Below are 20,724 nucleotides of genomic sequence, written 5' to 3'. Positions count from 1 at the left end.
TCAGCGACGGCGGAGCAGGACGCCCCGACTGCCGCGCTTGCGCAGCAACGCGCCCGACAATTCCTCCAGTCGCGGTGCGACCAGCTCGACCTCGTCCTCGACCGACCACGCGGCCGGCCACGCCTGCCGATCCAGTTCCTCGGCCTCCATCGCGACGAACAGGCGGTCGGTCGGGAATCGGTCGAGCAGGCTCAAGTCCTGGCCGTAGTACAGGACCTCGATCAGCAGGTACGCCGCCCCGGTCAGCCGGGCCGTGGTGGCGAGGTCCTCGAAGCTGTGCCGGTGGATGCGTACGTCGCCGCCCACGCCGGACCGCAGTCGCTCGAGGAATTGCTCGTCCGGTTCGGTCGCGTCGACGGTGTACCCGTCGGCCAGCAGGCGTCGGGTCAAGGCGCCTTCGTGCGCGCCCACCTCGATCACCCGGCCCGCGATCGGATCGAGGTGGCGCCGTACCCACGCGACGGTCGCGTCCAACCGCTCCTGCTCGTACGCCGACACCGAGGCCGCGACCTCGTACGCCGACACCGCGGCCGCGTCCGACGTCGACCCGACCTCGACCGACGTCGACTCGGCCTCGACCGGCGAAACCGCTGACCCGACCGGGGCGGCCTCGGCCGGAGCTGGGACGACCGTGGTCGTGGTGTGCCGGATCGGGCCCTCGAGAACCGTGGTGAGGTCGAGGGCCCAGCGGCCGTGGGTGCTGCGGGTGTCCGACGGGTGGTGGGTCCAGACGGTGAACGGGACGGCGCCCGCCTCGCGGGCGATCGCGGCCGCGGCCGTCGCCGGTGAGAACGGTGTGTCGCCCTCCCGGGAGCGGGACTGCAGCGCCGCGATCGCCGCGAGCCGGGCCTTCAGCGGAACGTCGACAGGCAGCCTGAGGTAGACGCCACGCTCGGCCGCGAGCAGGTGGACCTCACGGCCGTGGGCCGGGTCGAGGACGGACAGGAAATCGGTGACGGCATCTTCCGGACGGAGAACGGCGAGGATGTCGATCATCGCCGGCCATTTTACGCAATGTCTCTGCCGAAACGTGTCGGCCGGATGTCGATCAGTTGACGAGTTGCGGGTAGGCGGCGGTCAGGTCCTGGGCGACCAGGGCCTTGGCGCCGCGGGCGGTGTCGTCGGCGAGCACCTCGTGGGCGCCGGCCTCGATCCCGTCGAGGGCCGACTTGGCGATGTCCTCCGGGCGCGACTTCGGCGCGTCGACCGCGGTCACCATGTCGGTGTCGACGTACCCCATGTGCAGGCCGGTGACGCCGATGCCGCGGCCGAGCAGCTCGAGCCGGATGGCGTTGCTCTGCAGCCAGAACGCCGCCTTCGTCGCGGCGTAGGCGCCGTGTAGGGCGACCCAGGACAGCGCCGAGTGTGCGTTCAGGATGTGGCCGCCGCCGTTGCGCTCGATCACCGGGACGAGCGCCTTCGTCAGGGCGAGCGGGCCGAAGAAGTTCGCCTCGAAGACCGCGCGAACGTCCTCGATCGGGGCGTCGAGGTAGCTGTCCGGTGAGCTGGCGCCGGCGTTGTTGATCAGGACCGTGACGTCCGGGACGGCCGCCACCACCGCGTCGATCGAGGCCTGGTCGGTGATCTCGAGCGGCAGCGGCACCACGCGTGGGTCGGTGCTCGGCTTGGGGTCGCGGGCGGTGGCGTAGACCTTCGCGACGCCACGGTCGAGCAGATTGTCGACAATCGCCTTGCCGATGCCGCGCTGGCCGCCGGTGACCAGGACGACGGCGCCTTCGAGTGTGGTCATGGGGTAACTCCTCAGAGGTTGAAACCGATCTGTTTCGTGAAGAGTAAACCGATCGGTTTCCCGAATCAAATCCAGCCGGTACGCTCGGTGCATGACCACCTCGGCGACACCCCGCGAGCGGCTCCTGGACGCCGCGGGCGAACTCTTCTACCGCGACGGCGTCAACATCGGTGTGGACGCGCTCTGCAAAGCGGCCGGGGTGTCGAAGAAGTCGATGTACCAGCTGTTCCGTTCGAAGGACGAGCTGATCGCGGAAAGTCTGGCCAGTCGCGGCCCGTCGTACCAGGCGCTGCTGCACCCGCCGGCGGAAGCGGACCGGCCGCCCCGGGAGCGGATCCTGGCCGTGTTCGAGCGGCAGGACGAGATGGTGGCTGAGGGCAACTATCTCGGCTGTCCCTTCGTGAGCACGGCGGTCGAGCTGAAGAACCCGGAGCATCCGGGATCCGTGGTCGCGCGGCACTTCAAGCAGCAGCTGACCGACTTCTTCCACCGCGAGCTCGTGAAGGCGGGCGCGGAGGACCCGGGCACCCTGGCGATCCAGCTGACGATGATCTTCGACGGGGCGAGCGCGCGCGCCGTCGTCCGCGCGCAGACGCTCGGCGGCATCGGCGTGACCACCGCCGCCGCGCTCCTGGACGCCGCCGGCGTCCGCACCGGCGAGCTGGCGACCCAAGCAGGCTGACGACTGCCTGGGCCGCCGTCGCCGTCAGTCGGTCAACGCCGCGAGCTCGGCGCCCGCCAGCAGGAAGGCTCCGACGCCGAAGTCGGCCGTGGACTCGTAGGTGACCGGTTGGCTCGACTCGGGCCGGTCGCCGACCTTCTGGACGTAGCCGAGGAAGCCGTCGGGATGGACCGCGGTCGCCACCATCCCGTTCCAGGCTGTCGCCGCCATCGGCAAATAGGTTGTGGTCGGCAACAGCCCGGCGCGGACGGCGTACCCGGCCGCGTACGTGAAGAACGCCGTACCGCTGGTCTCCGGGCCGGGGAGGTGCTGCGGGTCGGTGAGGTTCACGTTCCAGAAGCCGTCCGTGCGCTGGATCGGCCGCAGCGAGGACACCAGCTGGGTCAGGCTGCTCCTGTACTCGGGGACGTCCGACTGGTTCGACGGCAGCGCCTTCAGGGTCTTGACATGACCGGCCGCGACCCAGCCGTCGCCGCGCGACCAGACGACCGGCTTCCCGTTCGGTGACAGGATCCCGTCCGGCCGGAAGCGCTCGTCGCGGTACCACAACCCACTCGACGGGATCCACAGCCGGCGAGTTCGCTTGGTGTGGTTGTACAACTGGTACAGCTTCGTCCAGTACGACGTCTCACCGCGAAGCCGGCCGATCCGGGCGAACGGCGGCATCGCCATGTGCAGCGCGTCGCACCACCACCAGTCGTCGATCTTGCTGCTGTCGACCATCCGCCGCAACGTGTCCGTTGCCGCGGTCAGCTTGTTCGCCGACGGCTCGAGCTCGTACAGGTCGAGATAGGTCTGGATGCAGTTGTGGTTGTCGGCATGCCGGGTGGTGACGCCGCCGGGGATGCCGTAGTTGTGCTTCTCCGCCCAGGCGCGGGCGTAGTTCAGGTAGCGGACCTCACCGGTCGACCGGTGGGCAGCCATCAGGCCACTGAAGAAGGTGGCCCGGGCCCAGCCGTTGTCGCCGGAGTCGGCGTGGGTGGCGATCCAGTGGTCGGCGACCAGCCGGACCACGCGGATGATCTCTCCCCTGGCCGGCAGCGTTGCGGGTGGTAAGGCGGCGGTCGCGGTGGTGGTGACGGAGGGTAGTGCCGGGGCGGCCATGACTGCGGTACCGAGACTCAGGAACCGGCGTCGTTTCATGGGACAACACCTCACTTTGTTCCACGGACGATGGGACTTTCGAGCAGGGAGTTCCACGGTGAAATTCCTGCACGCTGGGATATTGACGTGCTCACCGTCCGTCGTCAAACTTTCGCAAAGACCCTGCGCTAATAGGGGGAAACGCAGTGTCCTACCGCCCCGAAGAACAGGACATCCGCCATGCGAAAGAAGCCTCTGATCCTTGCGGCCGCGTGTGCCGCGCTGGTCGCCGGATCTCTCAGCAGTCCAGCAGTCGCCGCTCCGAAAGCCGAGTCCACCGTCGAATCCATGGCTCCTCAAGCGCCCGCTGTGTTCACCCATCCTGGGGTCGGTGTGAGTCGGGCCCAGCTCGACTTCGTCCGGGCCAAGGTGCAGGCCGGCGCGCAGCCCTGGACGAACGCCTTCAACCAGGCGAAGAACAGCAAGTACGGCTCGCTGACCCGGACGCCGAAACCGCGTGCGGTGGTCGAGTGTGGCTCGTACTCGAACCCGAACTACGGCTGCACCGACGAGCGTGAGGACGCGATCGCGGCGTACACGGACGCGCTGCTGTGGTACATCACCCGCGACGACCGGTACGCGCAGAAGGCGATCCAGCTGATGGACGCCTGGTCGGCCACCATTCGCGACCACACCAACAGCAACGCGCCGCTGCAGACGGCGTGGTCGGCGTCGTCGTGGCCGAAGGCCGCCGAGATCATCAAGCACGCGTACGGCAACTGGCCGAACTCCGGCCGGTTCGCCACGATGCTGCGCAACGTCTACCTGCCCGAGATCATCAACGGCTCGAACTCCAACGGCAACTGGGAGTTGAGCATGACCGAGGCGATCCAGGGCATCGGCGTGTTCCTCGAGGACAGGGCCGTGTACGACAAGGCGATCTCGCTCTACCGGGTCCGGGTGCCGGCGTTCGTCTACCTGGAGTCCGACGGCCCGCTGCCGAAGACGAAGCCGAGCCAGAACCTCAACACCCGCGAGAAGATCATCGCGTACTGGCAGGGGCAGGACACGTTCGTCAACGGGCTGACGCAGGAGACCTGCCGCGACTTCACCCACACCGGGTACGGCATCTCGTCGATCTCGCACGTCCTGGAGACCTCGCGGATCCAGGGCATCGACCTCTACCCGGAGTTCGGCGAGCGGCTGCGGCACGCGCTCGGGTTCCAGTCCCGCTGGGAGCGCAACCTCGAGCCGGTGCCGTCGTGGCTGTGCGACGGCTCGGTGCACCGCGGGCTGGGGCCGATCACCGAGGTCGGGTTCAACGCCCTGCACACCCGGCTGGGGATCGCGATGACGAACACCCAGGCGCTGACGGAGTCCCGCCGGCCGGCCGGCTCCAACAACCTCTTCGTCGCCTGGGAAACCCTCACCCACGCGGAGAACCCGTCCTGACCCGCTGAATCACCGCGGCCGGGGCCTGTCGTCCCCGGCCGCGGTCTTCATATCTGGGCTTCGCCGCGCTTCCAGTAGCCCTGGAAGGAGATCGCGGCCTTCGGCATCCCGACCGCGTTGACCAGGTGGCGCCGTACCGCCTTGATCATCGACGACTCGCCGGCGACCCAGGCGTAGTCGACGTCGTACGGGAGATCGGCCGCTTTGAGGGCCTCGAGCAACGACTTGGGGCCGTCCGGGGCCGGAGTGACCCAGGTGATGTCCGCGGTGCCGGGAGTCGGCAGAGCGCGGATGTCGCGGAGGTCCGGGACCTCGACGAACACGGTCGCGTGGACGTCGGCCGGCAGCTGCTCGAGGATCCCGGCCAGGGCCGGCAGCGCGGTCTCGTCGGCAACGAGCACCCGGCGGACACTGGTCGCCGGCGGGACGTAGTCGACGCCGGAGTGCAGCAGACCCTTGGTGCTGGTGGTGTCGACCGCGAACGGGATGATCAGGCCGAGCTCGTCCCCGACCGCGGCCTCGCTGACCCACGCGGAGGCCGGTCCGTTGACGCCGTGCAGGACGAACTCGATGTCCATCTCGGCGACCTCGGGGCGCAGGGCCCGGATCGTGTAGGTCCGCATGATGAACCGCTCGTCGGCCGGCTGCGCGCACCACTCGGTGTACCAGTCGGGGCCTTGCGGCAGCTTCAGCGCACCCCCGTCGGGCGGGGCGAGGAGCACCTTGATCCGCTGGTCCGGGCCGGCCGTCACCGCGTCCGCGATCCGCGGCGCGACGAAGGTCACCCGGCGCAGGTGCGGGCTGAGGTCGTCGATCGCGGCCACGGTGGCGAGCACCGCGTCGAACACGATCGGCCGCTCGAGCACAGTCGTCATCGCTGGTTTCTCCATAAACTCTGCCAGGGGAGACTCAGATGCGGACCCGCGGACGGCCGGGTTATTCTGAGGCGTCTAGAGGTTAGCCTTACCTAAGAGGATCCCAAAGTCCAATGCCCCCGCCCACTGCTGTGGCCGAAGCCGCAGGTCCCGGTGCCGCCGCGCCGCCGCGTCCCCGCCGGACCCGGCGGGCCACCCTGCTCCTCGGCCTGCTCGGGTGTGTCGCGCTGCTGGCTTTGGTGACCGTGCTGAGCATCGCGGTGGGGTCGAAGCAGATCCCGCTGGCCACCGTGTTCGACGCCCTGCGCCAGTACGACGACACGAACACCGACCATGTGATCATCCACTCACTGCGCGTTCCGCGGACGGTGATCGGACTGCTGGTCGGAGCCGCTCTGGGCCTCTCGGGTGCGCTGATGCAGGGCGTCACCCGGAATCCGCTCGCCGACCCCGGGATCCTCGGTGTCAACGGCGGCGCCGCGCTCTTCGTTGTCGCGGGCATCTACTGGTTCGGGCTGTCGAGCTTGACGGCGTACGTCTGGCTCGCGTTCGCCGGCGCGGCCGCCGCCTCGATCGCGGTGTACCTGCTCGGGTCGCTCGGGCGTGAGGGCGCGACCCCGGTGAAGCTGGCGCTGGCGGGCGCGGCGCTGACGGCGATGCTCGGGTCGCTGACGACCGCGCTGCTGATCGGGGACGTCGACACGTTCGACCAGTTCCGGTTCTGGGCGGTCGGGTCGCTGGCCGGCCGTGGGTCGGACATCGCCGCGCAGGTCGCGCCGTTCATCCTGATCGGGATCGGGTTGGCGCTGGTCTCCGGCCGGGTGCTGAACGCGCTGTCGCTGGGTGACGAGGTCGCGAAGTCGCTCGGGCAGCGGGTCGGACTGGCACGGCTGTTCGTCGCGGTGGTCGTCGTACTGCTGTGCGGTGCCGCCACCGCGGCCGCGGGACCGATCGGTTTCATCGGGCTCACCATTCCGCACGTGGCGCGCCTGGTCACCGGTCCGGACTACCGCTGGATCCTGCCGTACTCGATGCTGCTGGCGCCGATCCTGCTGCTCGGCTCGGACGTCCTCGGCCGGATCGTCGCCCAGCCGGGCGAGTTGCAGGTCGGCATCGTCACCGCGGTCATCGGCGCGCCGTTCTTCATCGCGCTGGTCCGGCGGCGGAAGTTGGCGGACCTGTGACGACCACCGCCGAGGCAGTCCAGATCATCACCCGGGCCCGGGCGGTCCGGCAGGCGCGCACGATCGCGGTCATCGTGGTGCTCGCGGTCCTGGTGTTCGTGACCTTCTGCGTCTCGCTGTCACTCGGCGACTTCAAGATCCCGGTGATCGACGTGGTGAAGACGTTGTTCGGCGGCGGCGACCGGGCGACCGAGTTCATCGTCAACCGGCTTCGGTTGCCCAGGGCGCTCACCGGCCTGATGGTCGGGGCCGCACTCGGCATGTCCGGCGCGATCTTCCAGAGCATCGCCCGCAACCCGCTCGCCAGCCCAGACATCATCGGTGTCACGTACGGCGCCAGCGCGTTCGCCGTGTTCGCCATCGTCACGCTCGGCCTGACCGGGGTCGCGGTGTCCGCGCTGGCGATCGCGGGCGCGGTGCTGACCGCGTTCGTCATGTACGTGCTCGCCTGGCGGCAGGGGGTCTCGAGCTACCGGCTGATCCTGATCGGGATCGGCATCGGGGCGATCGCCACCAGCATCACGTCGTACCTGTTGACCAAGGCAAGGGTCGAGATCGCCCAGCAGGCGCTGATCTGGCTCACCGGCAGCCTGAACGGGCGGGACTGGTCCAACGTCCGGTCGATGGGGATCACGCTGGCCGTGCTGACGCCGCTGATCGTCTACACGGTGCACCGGCTGCGGATCCTGCAGCTCGGCGACGAGACGGCGTACGGGCTGGGGCTGCGGGTGGAGAGCTCGCGGCTCGGGCTGATCGTCATCGGCGTACTGCTCGCCGCGGTCGCGACCGCCGCCGCCGGACCGATCGGCTTCGTGGCCTTCGTCGCGCCGCCGATCGCGCGGCGGCTGACCCGGTCGCCCGGGCCGGCGATGATCGCGTCCGCGCTGCTCGGCGCGCTGGTGGTCGCGGTGTCGGACCTGATCGCGCAGCACGCGTTCGGCGACACCCAGTTGCCGGTCGGTGTCGTCACCGGCGTCGTCGGCGCGCCGTACCTGATGTTCCTGCTGGCCCGGGCCAACCGGGTAGGGAGTGGTGGCTGAGAGATGGAGAACCCTGTGGACCCCTCGCACAGCTTGGCTGCTGACCAGCTCGCGGTCGGGTACGACCAGCGGGAGATCATCCATGACCTGTCGGTACGGATCCCGACCGGGAAGATCACCGTCATCGTCGGCGCCAACGCGTGCGGCAAGTCGACGCTGCTGAAGACGCTGGCCCGGCTGCTCAAGCCGTCGCGCGGCTCGGTGCTGCTGGACGGCAAGAGCATCCAGTCCATCCCGACCCGCGAGGTCGCCACCAAACTCGGCCTGCTGCCGCAGTCGCCGACCGCGCCGGAGGGCATCACCGTCGCCGACCTGGTCGGCCGCGGCCGCTACCCGCGGACCCGGTGGATCCGGCAGTGGACCCGCGCCGACGACGAGGCGGTCGCGGCCGCGATGACGTCGACCGACGTACTCTCGATCGCCGACCGGCCGATCGACGAACTCTCCGGTGGTCAGCGGCAGCGGGTGTGGATCGCGATGGCGCTCGCGCAGGAGACCGACATCCTGCTGCTCGACGAGCCGACGACGTTCCTCGACCTCACCCACCAGTTCGAGGTCCTCGACCTGCTGGTCGACCTGAACAAGCGGGACGAGCGCACGATCGTCCTCGTCCTGCACGACCTCAACCAGGCCTGCCGGTTCGCCGACCACCTGATCGCGATGAAGGACGGCGCCATCGTCTGCGAGGGCGACCCGAACGAGGTCGTCACCGAGGACGTCGTCCACGACATCTTCGGCCTCGCGGTTCGCATCATCCCCGACCCGGTCGCCGGAACCCCGATGGTCGTCCCGCTGGGCCGCCACACCACCCGCACCGACCGTCCGCAGGATCACGTGGACGGTGAAGCGGCCTCGGGCGGAGCGGTGCTGAACCTGGCCGGCGGAAGCTTGGCGGCCCAGGCGCTGTCGGCCAGCTCGGCCGCCAGCGGCATCTGCCGACCGTCCGATCGCTGAGCGCCCAGCTCACCTGCTGAGGCGGGCGCGGGTCTGGTAGATGGTGAGGCCGGCTGTCAGGGCGCCCAGGGTGCCTAGGGCCAGGTCGCCCAGGGTGTCGGTGTACGCCGTTTGGAGCTCGGGGGAGCTGCGGATGAACGCGACGTACTCGCCGAGCTCCCAGACGACTGCTGCGGTTGCGCCGAAGCCGAGGGCGACGAAGGCTGTCAGTCCGCGGGACAGCGTCGGCGGTGCGAACGCGAGCAGCACACCGGCAGTCAGCAGGCCCCACAGGATCAGGTGCATCGCGTCGTCCCACCAGACCACGGTGTCAAACAGGTTGAGCCGGTTGCCGATCAGGTCGATCAGCCACGGTAGCGTGATCAGCAGGTCGGCGCGCCACGGGAAGCTCGGGTGCAGCTTGCTGCGGGTGCGGCCGTACGCCCACCACCACAACGGCAGCACCATCGCGCCGATCGGGTAGACGACCAGGCGGGCGGTCGACGCCTTGCCCTTGATGCCGGAGAGGTCGGGCCAGATCAGGGCCGAGAGCAACAGGCCGAACAGCAGGATCTTCGTGGCCAGGGCGGCGTACCGAACCCAGCTCGGCCGCAGGGCGGGAACCGTGGTGGCAACCATCGTCGTCATGCCTCCCAGTCAAACGAGCCGCTGGGCGTGGCGGATGAGTACAACTACGGACAGCACGTACGCAAAACCCCCGGACGCGCCATTCTGACGCACCCGGGGGCCGTTGTCCCGCGTCTCACCGCAGCCCGCAGGCCGTGTCCCGCAGCCCGCAGGGCCGGGTCCGCAGCGCAGACGGTGTCCGCAGCCCGCAGCGCGCAGGCGGTGTCCGCAGCCGGCAACGCGCAGGCCGTGTCCGCAGATGGCAGCGCGCAGGCCGTGTCCGCAGCCGGGCGGGCCGGCGAGGTCAGCTGACGCTGACGAGGTCCACGACGAAGATGAGGGTTTCGCCGGGCTTGATCGCGCCGCCGGCGCCGCGGTCGCCGTACGCGAGGTGCGGCGGGATGACGAGCCGCCGGCGGCCGCCGACCTTCATACCCTGCACACCGGTGTCCCAGCCCTGGATGACCTGGCCGACGCCGAGCTGGAAGGCCAGCGGCGCGCCCCGGTTGTACGACGCGTCGAACTCCTCGCCGGTCGAGTGGGCGACACCCACGTAGTGCACGTTCACCCGCGACCCGGCCTTGGCCTCGTCACCCTCACCGACGGTGATGTCGGTGATCTCCAGGTCCGCCGGCGGCGGTCCGTCCGGAAAGTCGATCTCTGGCTTCTCAGTCATACCCCCAGCTAACCAGACCCCACCCGACCACGAGCCGCCACCCACCCACCGGTAGGAGCCGACCACGAGCCGCCACCCACCCGCCGGTGGGAGCCGACCACGTGCCGCCAGCCACCCGCCGTGGGAGCCGACCACCAACCATCAGCCACCAGCCGGTGGCTTGAACAGGAAGTGGTGGGCGGCAACCGGCTGTTTCCTGTCCACAGCCCCCAGAAGGTGTTCAGGCCCACCCGTGCAGCCGCGACGTCTCGTCCCGCAGCCGCCGAGAGTCAGCGGGTGAGGACCCCGCGCAGCGGCTAGTACCGTCGCCAGTTGTCTTCGCCGGGTGCGCACTCTCCCCGCCAGGTCCAGCCGGTGACGATCTCGCCCTGGCCGATGCGTGCAGCGGTGGTCCCGCCGGTGCCGAGGTTGAAGTCGGCCGGACCGTAGTGCAGGCAGATCCGCCAGCGGGAGCCGTTGATGCTGGTCGTCAGCGTGATGTGGTCGGCGCCGGGATAGCGCACGCCGTTGTTCCAGACCCAGCCGCCTCGGGGCCCGGGGTGCAGGATCCCGTTCACGTTGCCCGCGGACTTGTACTTGAGCGTGCTGGTGCCGTTGGTGTTCGTCCAGTAGAAGCAGGTGTTCCCGGCGCCGCACGACTCGGCGCTGGCGGGTGGTGCGGTCGCGATCGCGCCGGCGACGGTGATGCCGAGGACGGCGCCCACGGCGGTGAGCGCACGTCTGGTCCGCCCGGTCGATCGACTTCTGGCTGAGCTGAACATGGGTCCTCCCGAATGACAAGCGAGTGGCTCCGAAGAGCTGTCGCCAGCATTCAAGGCGGGCCCACTTTCACCGCCCTTTCAATCGGCCTTCACGAATCTGCCGGAGCGCCGTACCCGGTGGAGTGGAGTACGGCGCCCGACGCGATCGAGCGGCCCGTTGGAGTCAGCGGGGGAGGACCTCGCGGAGCTTGGTGGCGAACTCTTCGGGTTTGCCGGGCATGCCGTACTCGTTGCCGAGGAAGCCGCCGTGGTTGCTCGGGAACAGCACCGGCGTCAGGCTGAGGCGCTCGGCGACGACCAGGCCGCCGCGGTGGGCGAGCTCGCCGGCGGACTCCTCGCCGACCGCGACCACGAGCCGGTCGGCCGACCTGCCGAGGGCGTCGAAGTCGGGCTGGTACGACGTACAGCCGCGGAGGTTCTGCCCGATCAGGGCGTCGCCGCGGGAGCCGTCGTCCTCGGTCGGGAGGCCGAACATCGCCGGGTCGGGCGCCGGCTGCTCGGTGTAGTCGTCGGGGATCTCGCCCTTGAAGCTGGTGATCGCGATGAACTTCGCCATCCCGGCGCCCATCCCGTCGCGCTGGTAGGTCTGGTAGATGTCCTCGACGGCTGCGGTCGCCGCCTTGGCGTCCGGCAGGAGCCCGGCCAGCGGCGGCTCGTGCGCGACCAGCGTGCGGACCAGGTCGGGGCGCTTCGCGAGCAGGGCGAGCGCGTTCACCGCGCCGCCGCTGCTGGCGAAGATGTCGACCGGGCCCGCGTCGAGCGTCTCGATCAGGGTGGCGAGGTCGGCGGCGTGGTCGTCCGGCGACAGCTCGCCCTCACCGTCGCTGCGGGTGCTGCGCTCGACGCCGCGTGGGTCGTAGGTGACGACCGTCCGGTCCTCGAGGTACGACGCCAGGGTCGGAAAGCCGCTCGCCCCCATCGGCGAACCGATCAGCAGCACCACGGGCTGGTTGGCGAGATCACCGCGGACGTCGTACGTCAGCGTGGCTCCGGGCAGGTCGATCGTGCTGGTGACGGGCTCCGGCATGTCAGCTCCTCCTCGAGCGTTTCATCCCCCTCGGCGGGACTCGTGAGCGTGAGCCTAGACCGAGGCACGGGGAACGGACCAGGACCTCAACCTGCACTAATCTGGAACTCCATGCGGATGAAACCACTGTTGCTTGCGGCAACACTCGCGGCACTGCTGCTGACCGCGAACATTCCCGGCACCTCCGCGGTCCCGCGTGCAGAGGCCACCCGAGCCGCCGAGGACTACGGCCAGTACTCGCTCATGTTCGAGAAGGCCGCCGGGCAGTACTGGGCAGGCCAGTCCGCAGCCGGCCAGTGGGCGTGGACGCCGCTCAGCGCCACCGAGTCGGACATCTCCTGGGGCGATCCGACGGCATGGCCGCCGAAGTCCGCTGAGCGCTTCGTCCGCGACGGCGACTGGGTGCTGCTCGACGGCTACAACGACGGCGCCGGCCGGCCGCTGACCCAGATCCAGCGCGTCACGTCGGAACGCATCGGCGACGCGAACTGCGAGAACCTGAAGGACGTCCCGTCAGCCGGCGGCCGCCAGCACTACGTCCGATGGACCATCCCCACGACCGGCTACTGCCTGGACGCGCGAGGCACCATCAAGCCCCCGGACGGCTCCACCACCGTCAACTTCCGGCACCTGCAGAAGTGGCTCCCGCCGCACCCCTGCGCCAACCCGTACCACAGCGGCCAGACCTGCATCACTCAGGTCGAGCAGTGGTGGGACGACAACCAGCACCCGTACGCCCTCCAGCTCTCCCGCACTGTCGAGCTCGCCCGAGGCCTCGGCATGGCCTTCACCAACCACACCACCGTCCCCGTCACCTGGAACGCCAACGGCCGCCACTACTGGCACTACTAGCCCGCACGAATCCCAGCCCAACGTGGAAGGCTGGAGCCTGTGGCTCGCATTGACTATCTGGACGATCCCGATGCGCCGGAGGCGAACAGCCTGGTGCCGTCGGCGAATGTGGTCGTCTGCGACGACCGGGGACGGATCCTGCTGATCCGGCGGACGGACAACGGGAACTGGGCGCTGCCCGGTGGCGGGATGGACCTCGGAGAGACGATCGTCCAGGCGGCCGAGCGGGAGGTGCTCGAGGAGACTGGCGTCCGGTGCCGGGTGACCGGGCTGGTCGGGATCTACACGAATCCGCGGCATGTACTCGAGTACACGAGCAACGGTGAGGTTCGGCAGGAGTTCTCCATCGTGTTCACCGCCGACCGGCTTGCAGGTGAGCCGACGCCCAGCTCGGAGTCGTCGATGGTCGAGTGGGTCGATCCCGCCGACCTCGGCCGGCTCACCATGCATCCCTCGATGAGACAGCGCATCGATCGGTACCTCGCCGGTGCCGACCATCCCTACTTGGGCTGACAAGCGCCTACGGGTAGCCCGCCTTCGGGGTCGAGGTTCGGTGGGTGAGGATGCGGCCGGTGGGGGTGGTGAGAAGGCGGTCGAGGTTGGTGTCGAAGGGCTCGTCCAGGTGCCAGTCGGCGGTGAGCATGTGGAGGGTGCCGTTGCCGAGGGTGCAGGCGAAGCCGGCGTGCTCCAAGGGGACGGTGTCGAGGATGTCGCCGCCTTCGGCGATGCGGAGGCAGGCTGACTCGCCGGACGGGGTCCAGCCGGGCGTCCAGATCGCGCCGGACGCGTCCATGCACATGCCGTCGCCGGGGTGCGGTGCCCAGACGCGCCGGTTCGACAGGCTGCCGTCGTCGGCGACGTCGTACGCCGTGAGGACGCCGCCGAACGACTCCGCGACCACGAGGGTCGAGTTGTCCGGGGTGATCACCATGCCGTTCGGGAAGGCGAGCTCGTCGGCCACCCGGCGTACCGAACCGTCCGGAGTCACCAGCAGGATGAAGCCGGGGCGTTCACCCGGGCCGGGCTGGAAGTCGCAGCCGCCGTTGACGTAGGCGTTGCCGCGCCCGTCGACCACGAGCTCGTTCAGGCCGCCGTACGACGACAGGTCCGCGTGCGTCACCAACTCGCCGGAGGACTCCTGCCGCAGCAGCAGACCCTCAGGACCGGACGTCACCAGCAGGCGGCCGTCCGGGAGCCAGTCGATGGAGAACGGGATCGTCGTCGGCACGCGAGCCATCACCTCGCGCTTCCCGGACGCGTCCACCGCGAGCACCTCCTGCGCTCCCCAGTTGGCGCACCAGAAACGCCCGTCGTGCCAGCGCGCCGACTCCCCGATCACGAGTCCTTCGAGCAGTACCTCGGTCATCACCACTCCTTCCGTCGTCATCCATTACACGAACGGCGAATGTGTGGATCGACAGCCCGGTGCCCTAGGCTGATGGCCCGTGAAGGTCTTGGTGATCGGCTCGGGTGGCCGCGAGCACGCATTGGTCTGGGCGCTGACGCAGGATCCGGAGGTCGAGCAGGTCGTGGCGGCCCCGGGCAACCCCGGTATCGCGGTGCTGCCGCCGGCGTACGACGGCCAAACGGTCGTTTGCCGTCCCGTGGACATCGCCGACCACGATGCGGTCGTCGCATTGGCGACCGAGCTGGGCGCCGACCTGGTGGTGGTCGGTCCGGAGGCGCCGCTGGTGGCCGGGCTGGCCGACCCGCTGCGTGCGGCCGGGATCGCGGTCTTCGGCCCGTCCAAGGACGCCGCGCAGATCGAGGGGTCGAAGGCGTTCGCCAAGGACGTGATGGCCGCCGCGAGCGTGCCGACCGGCCGCGCCTACGTGTGTACGACGCCCGAGGAGGCGGCCGAGGCGATCGACGCGTTCGGCCCGCCGTACGTCGTGAAGGACGACGGGCTCGCGGCCGGCAAGGGGGTCGTCGTCACCTCGGACCGGGACGAGGCGCTCGCGCACGCGGCCGGGTGTGAGCAGGTGCTGATCGAGGAGTTCCTGGACGGCCCGGAGGTGTCGCTGTTCGCGATCACCGACGGGACGACGGTGCTGCCGATGCAGCCGGCCCAGGACTTCAAACGCCTTGCGGACGACGACGAGGGGCCCAACACCGGCGGCATGGGCGCCTACACACCGTTGCCCTGGGCACCGGAAGACCTGGTCGAGGAGATCACCGAGAAGGTGCTCCAGCCCACCGTCGACGAGCTGCGCCGCCGCGGTACGCCGTTCAACGGCCTGCTGTACGCCGGTCTCGCGCTGACGTCCCGGGGTGTCCGGGTGATCGAGTTCAACTGCCGGTTCGGCGACCCGGAGACGCAGGCGCTGCTGCCGTTGCTCAAGACCCCGCTCGGCCGGCTCCTGTACGCCGCCGCGACCGGCAAGCTCGCGGATCACGAGTCGCTGAGCTGGAAGAACGCGGCCGCGGTGACGGTCGTGGTCGCGGCGAAGAAGTATCCGGCCAGTCCGCGCAAGGGTGACGTGATCAGCGGCGTCGACCAGGCCGAGGTCGACGACGTCCGCGTCTTCCACGCCGGTACGGCGCTCGAGGACGACGAACTGGTGACGGCGGGCGGCCGCGTACTCGCGGTCAGCGCGACCGGCAAGGACCTCGACGAGGCCCGCCAGCGCGCGTACGCCGCCGTCGGCCAGATCCGCATCAAGGGCTCGCAGCACCGCACCGACATCGCCCTGAAGGCCGCCCGCGGCGAGATCACGGTCTGACGATGGCCTCCTTCGAGGAGCTGGTCGCCGAGGGCGAAGCGGTCCCGACCGAAGGCTGGGACTTCAGCTGGTTCGAGGGCCGGGCCACGGAGGAGCGTCCGTCCTGGGGCTACCAGCGACTGATGGGCGAGCGCATGGCCCGCGCCACGGCGTCGCTGGACATCCAGACCGGCGGGGGTGAAGTGCTGGCCGGCGTACCGACGCGTCCGCCGCTCAGCGTGGCAACCGAGGGCTGGCCGCCGAACGTCGCGAAGGCGACCGCACTGCTGCATCCGCTGGGCACCGTCGTCGTCGCCGACCCCGAGGAACCGCCGCTGCCGTTCGCCGACGGCGCGTTCGATCTTGTGGTCAGCAGGCACCCGGTCAGGGCCTACTTCGACGAGATCGCCCGGGTGCTCCGGCCGGGCGGTACGTACTTCGCGCAGCACATCGGGCCTCGTAGCGTTGCCGAGGTCAGCGAGTACTTCCTGGGTCCGCAGCCCGCGACGAACAACCGGCACCCGGATCTCGAACGCGCGGAAGCCGAGGTGGCCGGGCTCGAGATCGTCGACGTCCGGATGGAACGGCTGCGGATGGAGTTCTACGACATCGCGGCGGTCGTCCATTTCCTCCGCAAGGTGATCTGGATCGTGCCCGGCTTCACGGTCGCGGAGCATCTGCCCCGCCTCCGCGAGCTGCACGATCAGATCGAGTCCGAGGGACCGTTCGTCGCCCACAGCACCCGGAGACTCTTCGAGGCGCGTAAGCCCGGCGGTTGATCCGGTTCCGCCGGGAACCTTCGACGGGACCTTGTATCGCTGGGTCGGCAAGACGAGGCCCGACCCCAAGGACTGTCTCCGGATGATCGCCTGGGACCTCCACCCCGTCCCACGCTGACCAGCACCCCCAACCCGCGCGCGAGTGTGTGGACTGCTGGCTGTCGGGCGGTGAGGTTCTGGGAGAATGGGGAGGTGCCCAGCTCGAGTAAGCCCCGGATTCCCAACGTTCTCGCCTCGCGTTATGCCAGCCTGTCGATGGCTCAGCTGTGGTCGCCGGAGTACAAGATCGTGCTCGAGCGGCAGCTGTGGGTGGCGGTGCTGAAGGCGCAGAAGGAGCTCGGGGTCGCCGTTCCGGACGGGGTCGTCGAGGACTACGAGCGCGTGCTGGAGCAGGTCGACCTGGAGTCGATCGCGGCCCGCGAGCGGGTCACCCGGCACGACGTGAAGGCGCGGATCGAGGAGTTCAGCGCGCTCGCCGGCCACGAGCACATCCACAAGGGCATGACGAGCCGGGACTTGACCGAGAACGTCGAGCAGCTGCAGATCCGGGCCGGCCTCGAGCTCGTCCGCGATCGCGCGGTGGCCACCGCCGTACGTCTGGGACAGAAGGCCGCCGACCACGCGGCGCTGGTGATGACCGGGCGATCGCACAACGTCGCCGCCCAGGCGACCACGCTGGGCAAGCGGTTCGCGTCGGCTGCGGACGAGCTGCTGGTCGCGATCGCCCGGATCGAGGAGCTGATCGAGCGCTACCCGCTGCGCGGCATCAAGGGCCCGGTCGGTACGTCGCAGGACATGCTGGACCTGTTCGGTGGCGATCCGGCCAAGCTGGACCGGCTGGAGAGCGGGATCGCCGAGCACCTGGGATTCAGCCGGACGCTGACGAGCGTCGGCCAGGTGTACCCGCGGTCGCTCGACTACGAGGTCGTCTCGGCGTTGGTGCAACTGGCCGCGGGGCCGTCGAGCCTGGCGACCACGATCCGGCTGATGGCCGGGCACGAGCTGGTCACCGAGGGCTTCAAGGAGGGCCAGGTCGGCTCCTCGGCGATGCCGCACAAGATGAACACCCGCTCGTGTGAACGCGTGAACGGGCTGGCCGTCGTCCTCCGCGGGTACGCGTCGATGGCGGGTGAGCTGGCCGGCAACCAGTGGAACGAGGGCGACGTCTTCTGCTCCGTGGTCCGCCGGGTCGCGCTGCCGGACGCGTTCTTCGCGCTCGACGGGCTGTTCGAGACCTTCCTCACCGTGCTGGACGAGTTCGGCGTGTACCCGGCCGTGGTCGGCCGGGAGCTGGAGCGATACCTGCCGTTCCTGACCACCACCAAGGTGCTGATCGCCGCGGTGAAGAACGGCGTCGGCCGGGAGACCGCGCACGAGGTGATCAAGGAGCACGCGGTCGCGACCGCCCTCGAGCTGCGCCAGGGACTCGCGGCGAACGACCTGTTCCACCGCCTCGGCGCGGACGGCCGGCTCGGCCTGACCGAGGAGCAGATCGTCGGCATCGTCGGCGAGCCGCTGTCGTTCACCGGCGCGGCCGTCGACCAGGTGAACGCGGTGGTTGCGAAGGTCGACGAGCTCGCCAAGCGCCACCCGGAGGCCGCCGCCTACTCGCCGGGCGACATTCTCTGACGCTGCTCACGGTCCGGCGTCCACAGCCGGGACGCGTCCGGCCCACCGGTCAACAGGTCCGTCCGGCGCAGCACCTGGATCCGATAGGGCTCCAGCTTCAGGACCTGGAACGCCGAACTGTCCGGACCACCGGGCCAGTACGGCGCCGGCGGGTAGCCGACGGCTCGCGGTGAGCCCTTCTCGTACAGGTCCCACACGTGCTGCCGCTCGCCGGGATCGTCCGTCCAGGAAGCGATCGCGTCGATCGCGGCCGTCTCCTGGCTCTGGTCCCAGTACGAGAACGTCGTGTGCGGGTTGGCGGCCAGGTGCCGCTCCTTGACCGGGGTCCGGAACGTCGCGAGCCAGCCGATCGGCGACTCCCGGTCCAGCTCCCAGACCGCGATCAGGACCCGCGTCCTCGGTCTGCCTTTCGGGTCGACGGTCGTCATCGTGGCGTAGCGGACCTTGGACAGCACCGCGGCAAGGTCGTCGCGGAGTTCGGGATAGGACACCGTGGTTGTCATCGCAGGACCTCGGTGAGGCTGCTGAGCCCGTCGTCGGCGTGACCGGCGTCGACGGCCCGGGTGATGAGGGTGCGGACCGCGACGGTGAGGTCCGATGCCACGCCGCGATCGGTCGCGGTCGCGATCAGGTGGTCCACCGCGGCGGCGTACACGGCGAGCGAACCGTCATCGTCGGGATACTCCCCGGCGTCGATCTGCCGCCCGTGATCCACCAGCAGCCCGGTGGCGAACGGGAGGTACTGCGTCGCGACCTCGGCGACGTCGAGCGCCGAGCCACCGATGATCGCGACGGCCTGGTAGAACGCGCCGAGTACGCCGAGGTTCAGCCCGAGCAAGGCGGTATCCCACAGGGACGCCGCACCGGGGTCGGTGCCGACCGCCCGGGCGATGCCGAGCGCACGCAGCGCCGGCTCGGCCTCGGCGAAGGTGTCCGCGGCGCCGGCGTAGAGGAACAGGCCGGTGGGATCGCCGACCAGTCGGGTGCCGCTCATGGCGGCGCCGTCGAGGTAGCGGGGACCGACGCGGTCCGCGAGCGCGCGGGTCTGCTCCGGGGTGGTGGACGTGAAGTTGACGACGACGCGGGAGCCGAGGGGGCCGGCGGCGTCTAGGACGGCGGCGACGGCGGTCGCGTCGGCGACTGCGAGGACGACCAGGTCGACGTCCGCGAGGGCGTCCGGCACGGAGGTCGCGGCCCGCAGTTCGGGGATCTCCGCGACCAGGCGGTCGACGCGGGTGGGTGTTCGATTCCAGACCGTGGTGGGGTGCCCGGCGGCGGCGAAGGCCCTGGCGATGACCGCGCCGAGCGAGCCGGCGCCCAGTACGGCGACACGGGAGTGAGCTGTCATGTCCTCGATTCAACCGAGCCGAACGGCACAGAGAAATATCTAAAACTCCACATCAAATACGTCATCGTCTACAGTGACCGATGTGAACGACACGCTGTCCCGATTCCTCGACGACGTCCGGCCGATCGGCGTGGTGGTCGAGAACGCGCGCCTGTCGTCGCCGTGGCAGGTGCAGTGCCCGAACGGCGCCGCCCTCACGGTCGTGGCGATGGTCCAGGGCGCGGCGGTGCTCACGGTCGAGGGGCAGTCGCCGCTTCGGCTGGCGGAAGGCGCGGTCGCGATCATCGTCGGCCCGACGCCGTACGCGCTGTCCGACGGCGAGAGCGCCGTACTCGTGACGGGTGCGTACGACGTCCACAGCGGGGTGTGCGACCGAGTGCTCGGCGGCCTGCCGTCCGTGCTGTACGTCGAGTCCGGGGCCGAGGTCGGTCGTGCGGTCTCCATGCTGGGCCACGAGCTCGACGGCGATCGGGCCGGGCGGAAGGCCTTGCTCGACCGGCTCGTCGACCTCGTGTTGCTGACCGCGCTGCGCGAGTGGCTCGACCGTCCCGATTCCGGTGCACCGCCTTGGTACACGGCGCAGAACGATCCGGCCGTCGGTGCGGCGCTCGCGCTCATCCACGCGGAGCCGGCGCGACGCTGGACCGTCGAGGAGCTGGCCCGCGCCGCGGCGATGTCCCGGGCGGCGTTCTCCCGGCGGTTCCGCGACCTGGTCGGTGAGCCGCCGATGTCGTACCTCACCTGCTGGCGGCTCTGCCTCGCGTCCGACCTCCTCCGGCAGACCGACGACACGCTCGCGACCGTCGCCCGCAAGGTCGGCTACGCGAACGCGTTCGCGCTGAGCGCTGCGTTCACCCGCTTCTACGGCGTCCGCCCGGGCGAGTACCGCGCCGGCCCGGCCGCCGAGGCGCCGACGCGGCCGGACCCGGACGACGTACCGCGTGCGGTGGGTGACATCCTCTAGTCCGTGTTCGAACCGCTCACCTGGGCGCTGGTCGCCCTCTCGCTGGTCGCGATGGTGTTCGCCGTCGTGCTGGCCGCGCGCGACAAGCGGATCAACTGGACCCTGCTGGCGATCCTCGGCGTGATCGAGGTCGGGCTGCTGGTGCAGTTGGTCGTCGGCATCGTCCAGCTGACCGGCACCGACCGGGACGTCTCCGGCCCGTTCTTCGTCGGGTACCTGGTCGGCGGGCTGATCGTGCTGCCGCTCGGTGCGCTCTGGGCACTCGCGGAGAGCAGCCGCTGGGGTGCGGGCGCGCTCGCGTTCGCCTGCCTGGTCATCCCGGTGGTCGAGCAGCGCCTGCACGTCATCTGGACCACCTGA

The 20,724-nt window shown here is 69.9% G+C and carries 23 protein-coding genes; 12 read left to right on the top strand and 11 right to left on the bottom strand.

Annotated elements, in window-relative coordinates:
• Both ACQPYZ_RS34120 and ACQPYZ_RS34115 read right to left on the bottom strand, forming a co-directional pair.
• Complete coding sequence (locus tag ACQPYZ_RS34120; protein WP_433163273.1) at window positions 1-996, bottom strand: class I SAM-dependent methyltransferase; 996 nt, start codon at window positions 994-996, stop codon at window positions 1-3.
• A 52-nt stretch (window positions 997-1,048) separates the two neighbouring features.
• The gene (locus ACQPYZ_RS34115; protein WP_433163271.1) at window positions 1,049-1,750 is read right to left on the bottom strand and encodes an SDR family oxidoreductase; all 702 of its coding nucleotides are present in this window, start codon (window positions 1,748-1,750) and stop codon (window positions 1,049-1,051) included.
• 91 nt (window positions 1,751-1,841) lie between these two features.
• Between ACQPYZ_RS34115 and ACQPYZ_RS34110 the strand changes: the two genes are divergently transcribed.
• The gene (locus ACQPYZ_RS34110; protein ID WP_433163270.1) at window positions 1,842-2,432 is read left to right on the top strand and encodes a TetR/AcrR family transcriptional regulator; all 591 of its coding nucleotides are present in this window, start codon (window positions 1,842-1,844) and stop codon (window positions 2,430-2,432) included.
• A 24-nt stretch (window positions 2,433-2,456) separates the two neighbouring features.
• Here the strand turns inward: ACQPYZ_RS34110 and ACQPYZ_RS34105 are convergent, their stop codons facing one another.
• Entirely contained in the window at window positions 2,457-3,575 is a 1,119-nt protein-coding gene (locus ACQPYZ_RS34105; protein WP_433163268.1) for a glycoside hydrolase family 88 protein, read from the bottom strand.
• Between the two features lie 288 nt (window positions 3,576-3,863).
• Between ACQPYZ_RS34105 and ACQPYZ_RS34100 the strand changes: the two genes are divergently transcribed.
• Window positions 3,864-4,967, top strand: a complete 1,104-nt coding sequence (locus ACQPYZ_RS34100; RefSeq protein ID WP_433163266.1) for an alginate lyase family protein — start codon at window positions 3,864-3,866, stop codon at window positions 4,965-4,967.
• Between the two features lie 47 nt (window positions 4,968-5,014).
• On the opposite strand, the gene ACQPYZ_RS34095 is transcribed toward ACQPYZ_RS34100, so the two are convergent.
• A complete protein-coding gene (locus ACQPYZ_RS34095) occupies window positions 5,015-5,842 on the bottom strand; it encodes a siderophore-interacting protein (RefSeq protein WP_433163264.1) in 828 nt (275 codons plus the stop codon).
• Window positions 5,843-5,955: 113 nt separating this feature from the next.
• On the opposite strand from ACQPYZ_RS34095, the gene ACQPYZ_RS34090 reads away from it, so the two are divergent.
• The 3 genes from ACQPYZ_RS34090 to ACQPYZ_RS34080 are packed head-to-tail and all read left to right on the top strand — an operon-like array spanning window position 5,956 to window position 9,020.
• Window positions 5,956-7,026, top strand: a complete 1,071-nt coding sequence (locus ACQPYZ_RS34090; RefSeq protein ID WP_433163263.1) for a FecCD family ABC transporter permease — start codon at window positions 5,956-5,958, stop codon at window positions 7,024-7,026.
• Window positions 7,023-8,066 carry a FecCD family ABC transporter permease gene (locus ACQPYZ_RS34085; protein ID WP_433163262.1) on the top strand — a complete coding sequence of 348 codons (1,044 nt, stop codon included), beginning with the start codon at window positions 7,023-7,025 and terminating at the stop codon, window positions 8,064-8,066. Before ACQPYZ_RS34090 ends, ACQPYZ_RS34085 begins: the two co-directional genes overlap by 4 nt.
• Before the next feature lie 3 nt (window positions 8,067-8,069).
• Window positions 8,070-9,020, top strand: coding sequence for an ABC transporter ATP-binding protein (locus ACQPYZ_RS34080; RefSeq protein ID WP_433163261.1), 951 nt, complete (start codon window positions 8,070-8,072; stop codon window positions 9,018-9,020).
• Window positions 9,021-9,029: 9 nt separating this feature from the next.
• Here ACQPYZ_RS34080 and ACQPYZ_RS34075 read toward each other — a convergent pair whose 3' ends face one another.
• The 4 genes from ACQPYZ_RS34075 to ACQPYZ_RS34060 form a co-directional block, all read right to left on the bottom strand.
• A complete protein-coding gene (locus ACQPYZ_RS34075; RefSeq protein ID WP_433163259.1) occupies window positions 9,030-9,647 on the bottom strand; it encodes a hypothetical protein in 618 nt (205 codons plus the stop codon).
• A 283-nt stretch (window positions 9,648-9,930) separates the two neighbouring features.
• Window positions 9,931-10,302, bottom strand: a complete 372-nt coding sequence (locus ACQPYZ_RS34070) for an FKBP-type peptidyl-prolyl cis-trans isomerase (protein ID WP_433163257.1) — start codon at window positions 10,300-10,302, stop codon at window positions 9,931-9,933.
• A 296-nt stretch (window positions 10,303-10,598) separates the two neighbouring features.
• Complete coding sequence (locus ACQPYZ_RS34065) at window positions 10,599-11,063, bottom strand: hypothetical protein (protein ID WP_433163255.1); 465 nt, start codon at window positions 11,061-11,063, stop codon at window positions 10,599-10,601.
• Between the two features lie 163 nt (window positions 11,064-11,226).
• Window positions 11,227-12,090: an alpha/beta fold hydrolase gene (locus ACQPYZ_RS34060; protein ID WP_433163254.1), complete on the bottom strand. Its 864-nt coding sequence runs from the start codon at window positions 12,088-12,090 to the stop codon at window positions 11,227-11,229.
• Between the two features lie 111 nt (window positions 12,091-12,201).
• Between ACQPYZ_RS34060 and ACQPYZ_RS34055 the strand changes: the two genes are divergently transcribed.
• A complete protein-coding gene (locus ACQPYZ_RS34055) occupies window positions 12,202-12,942 on the top strand; it encodes a hypothetical protein (protein WP_433163253.1) in 741 nt (246 codons plus the stop codon).
• Window positions 12,943-12,981: 39 nt separating this feature from the next.
• Window positions 12,982-13,455, top strand: a complete 474-nt coding sequence (locus ACQPYZ_RS34050; protein ID WP_433163251.1) for an NUDIX hydrolase — start codon at window positions 12,982-12,984, stop codon at window positions 13,453-13,455.
• 7 nt (window positions 13,456-13,462) lie between these two features.
• Here the strand turns inward: ACQPYZ_RS34050 and ACQPYZ_RS34045 are convergent, their stop codons facing one another.
• Window positions 13,463-14,308, bottom strand: a complete 846-nt coding sequence (locus ACQPYZ_RS34045; RefSeq protein ID WP_433163249.1) for an SMP-30/gluconolactonase/LRE family protein — start codon at window positions 14,306-14,308, stop codon at window positions 13,463-13,465.
• 79 nt (window positions 14,309-14,387) lie between these two features.
• Here ACQPYZ_RS34045 and purD point away from each other — a divergent pair, with 79 nt between their 5' ends.
• From purD to purB, 3 genes are all read left to right on the top strand, one after another.
• The gene (gene purD / locus ACQPYZ_RS34040) at window positions 14,388-15,665 is read left to right on the top strand and encodes a phosphoribosylamine--glycine ligase (protein WP_433163247.1); all 1,278 of its coding nucleotides are present in this window, start codon (window positions 14,388-14,390) and stop codon (window positions 15,663-15,665) included.
• A 2-nt stretch (window positions 15,666-15,667) separates the two neighbouring features.
• The gene (locus tag ACQPYZ_RS34035) at window positions 15,668-16,423 is read left to right on the top strand and encodes a class I SAM-dependent methyltransferase (RefSeq protein ID WP_433163246.1); all 756 of its coding nucleotides are present in this window, start codon (window positions 15,668-15,670) and stop codon (window positions 16,421-16,423) included.
• 192 nt (window positions 16,424-16,615) lie between these two features.
• The gene (gene purB, locus ACQPYZ_RS34030) at window positions 16,616-18,052 is read left to right on the top strand and encodes an adenylosuccinate lyase (RefSeq protein WP_433163244.1); all 1,437 of its coding nucleotides are present in this window, start codon (window positions 16,616-16,618) and stop codon (window positions 18,050-18,052) included.
• Here the strand turns inward: purB and ACQPYZ_RS34025 are convergent.
• Together ACQPYZ_RS34025 and ACQPYZ_RS34020 are read right to left on the bottom strand one after the other, a co-directional pair.
• Complete coding sequence (locus ACQPYZ_RS34025; RefSeq protein ID WP_433163242.1) at window positions 18,028-18,555, bottom strand: pyridoxamine 5'-phosphate oxidase family protein; 528 nt, start codon at window positions 18,553-18,555, stop codon at window positions 18,028-18,030. The two genes, purB and ACQPYZ_RS34025, sit on opposite strands and share 25 nt — an antisense overlap.
• Window positions 18,552-19,400: an NAD(P)-binding domain-containing protein gene (locus tag ACQPYZ_RS34020; protein ID WP_433163240.1), complete on the bottom strand. Its 849-nt coding sequence runs from the start codon at window positions 19,398-19,400 to the stop codon at window positions 18,552-18,554. The genes ACQPYZ_RS34025 and ACQPYZ_RS34020 overlap by 4 nt, the downstream gene beginning before the upstream one ends.
• Window positions 19,401-19,482: 82 nt before the next feature.
• Here ACQPYZ_RS34020 and ACQPYZ_RS34015 point away from each other — a divergent pair, with 82 nt between their 5' ends.
• Together ACQPYZ_RS34015 and ACQPYZ_RS34010 are read left to right on the top strand one after the other, a co-directional pair.
• Window positions 19,483-20,364, top strand: a complete 882-nt coding sequence (locus ACQPYZ_RS34015) for an AraC family transcriptional regulator (RefSeq protein ID WP_433163238.1) — start codon at window positions 19,483-19,485, stop codon at window positions 20,362-20,364.
• A 3-nt stretch (window positions 20,365-20,367) separates the two neighbouring features.
• Window positions 20,368-20,724: a hypothetical protein gene (locus tag ACQPYZ_RS34010; protein ID WP_433163236.1), complete on the top strand. Its 357-nt coding sequence runs from the start codon at window positions 20,368-20,370 to the stop codon at window positions 20,722-20,724.

The sequence above is a fragment of the Kribbella sp. CA-247076 genome (assembly GCF_050942445.1).
Classification (GTDB): Bacteria; Actinomycetota; Actinomycetes; order Propionibacteriales; family Kribbellaceae; genus Kribbella.
The sequence above is the reverse complement of the archived record's forward strand: the minus strand, read 5'-3'. Positions and strand labels throughout refer to the sequence as shown.

Coding starts and splice junctions, on each gene's coding strand:
- ACQPYZ_RS34080 (WP_433163261.1), top strand. CDS start 8,070: ATGGAGAACCCTGTGGACCCCTCGCACAGCTTGGCTGCTGACCAGCTC.
- ACQPYZ_RS34025 (WP_433163242.1), bottom strand. CDS start 18,555: ATGACAACCACGGTGTCCTATCCCGAACTCCGCGACGACCTTGCCGCG.
- ACQPYZ_RS34095 (WP_433163264.1), bottom strand. CDS start 5,842: ATGACGACTGTGCTCGAGCGGCCGATCGTGTTCGACGCGGTGCTCGCC.
- ACQPYZ_RS34045 (WP_433163249.1), bottom strand. CDS start 14,308: ATGACCGAGGTACTGCTCGAAGGACTCGTGATCGGGGAGTCGGCGCGC.
- ACQPYZ_RS34075 (WP_433163259.1), bottom strand. CDS start 9,647: ATGACGACGATGGTTGCCACCACGGTTCCCGCCCTGCGGCCGAGCTGG.
- ACQPYZ_RS34065 (WP_433163255.1), bottom strand. CDS start 11,063: ATGTTCAGCTCAGCCAGAAGTCGATCGACCGGGCGGACCAGACGTGCG.
- ACQPYZ_RS34120 (WP_433163273.1), bottom strand. CDS start 996: ATGATCGACATCCTCGCCGTTCTCCGTCCGGAAGATGCCGTCACCGAT.
- ACQPYZ_RS34060 (WP_433163254.1), bottom strand. CDS start 12,090: ATGCCGGAGCCCGTCACCAGCACGATCGACCTGCCCGGAGCCACGCTG.
- ACQPYZ_RS34035 (WP_433163246.1), top strand. CDS start 15,668: ATGGCCTCCTTCGAGGAGCTGGTCGCCGAGGGCGAAGCGGTCCCGACC.
- ACQPYZ_RS34055 (WP_433163253.1), top strand. CDS start 12,202: ATGCGGATGAAACCACTGTTGCTTGCGGCAACACTCGCGGCACTGCTG.
- ACQPYZ_RS34115 (WP_433163271.1), bottom strand. CDS start 1,750: ATGACCACACTCGAAGGCGCCGTCGTCCTGGTCACCGGCGGCCAGCGC.
- ACQPYZ_RS34090 (WP_433163263.1), top strand. CDS start 5,956: ATGCCCCCGCCCACTGCTGTGGCCGAAGCCGCAGGTCCCGGTGCCGCC.
- ACQPYZ_RS34020 (WP_433163240.1), bottom strand. CDS start 19,400: ATGACAGCTCACTCCCGTGTCGCCGTACTGGGCGCCGGCTCGCTCGGC.
- ACQPYZ_RS34110 (WP_433163270.1), top strand. CDS start 1,842: ATGACCACCTCGGCGACACCCCGCGAGCGGCTCCTGGACGCCGCGGGC.
- ACQPYZ_RS34100 (WP_433163266.1), top strand. CDS start 3,864: ATGGCTCCTCAAGCGCCCGCTGTGTTCACCCATCCTGGGGTCGGTGTG.
- ACQPYZ_RS34070 (WP_433163257.1), bottom strand. CDS start 10,302: ATGACTGAGAAGCCAGAGATCGACTTTCCGGACGGACCGCCGCCGGCG.
- ACQPYZ_RS34105 (WP_433163268.1), bottom strand. CDS start 3,575: ATGAAACGACGCCGGTTCCTGAGTCTCGGTACCGCAGTCATGGCCGCC.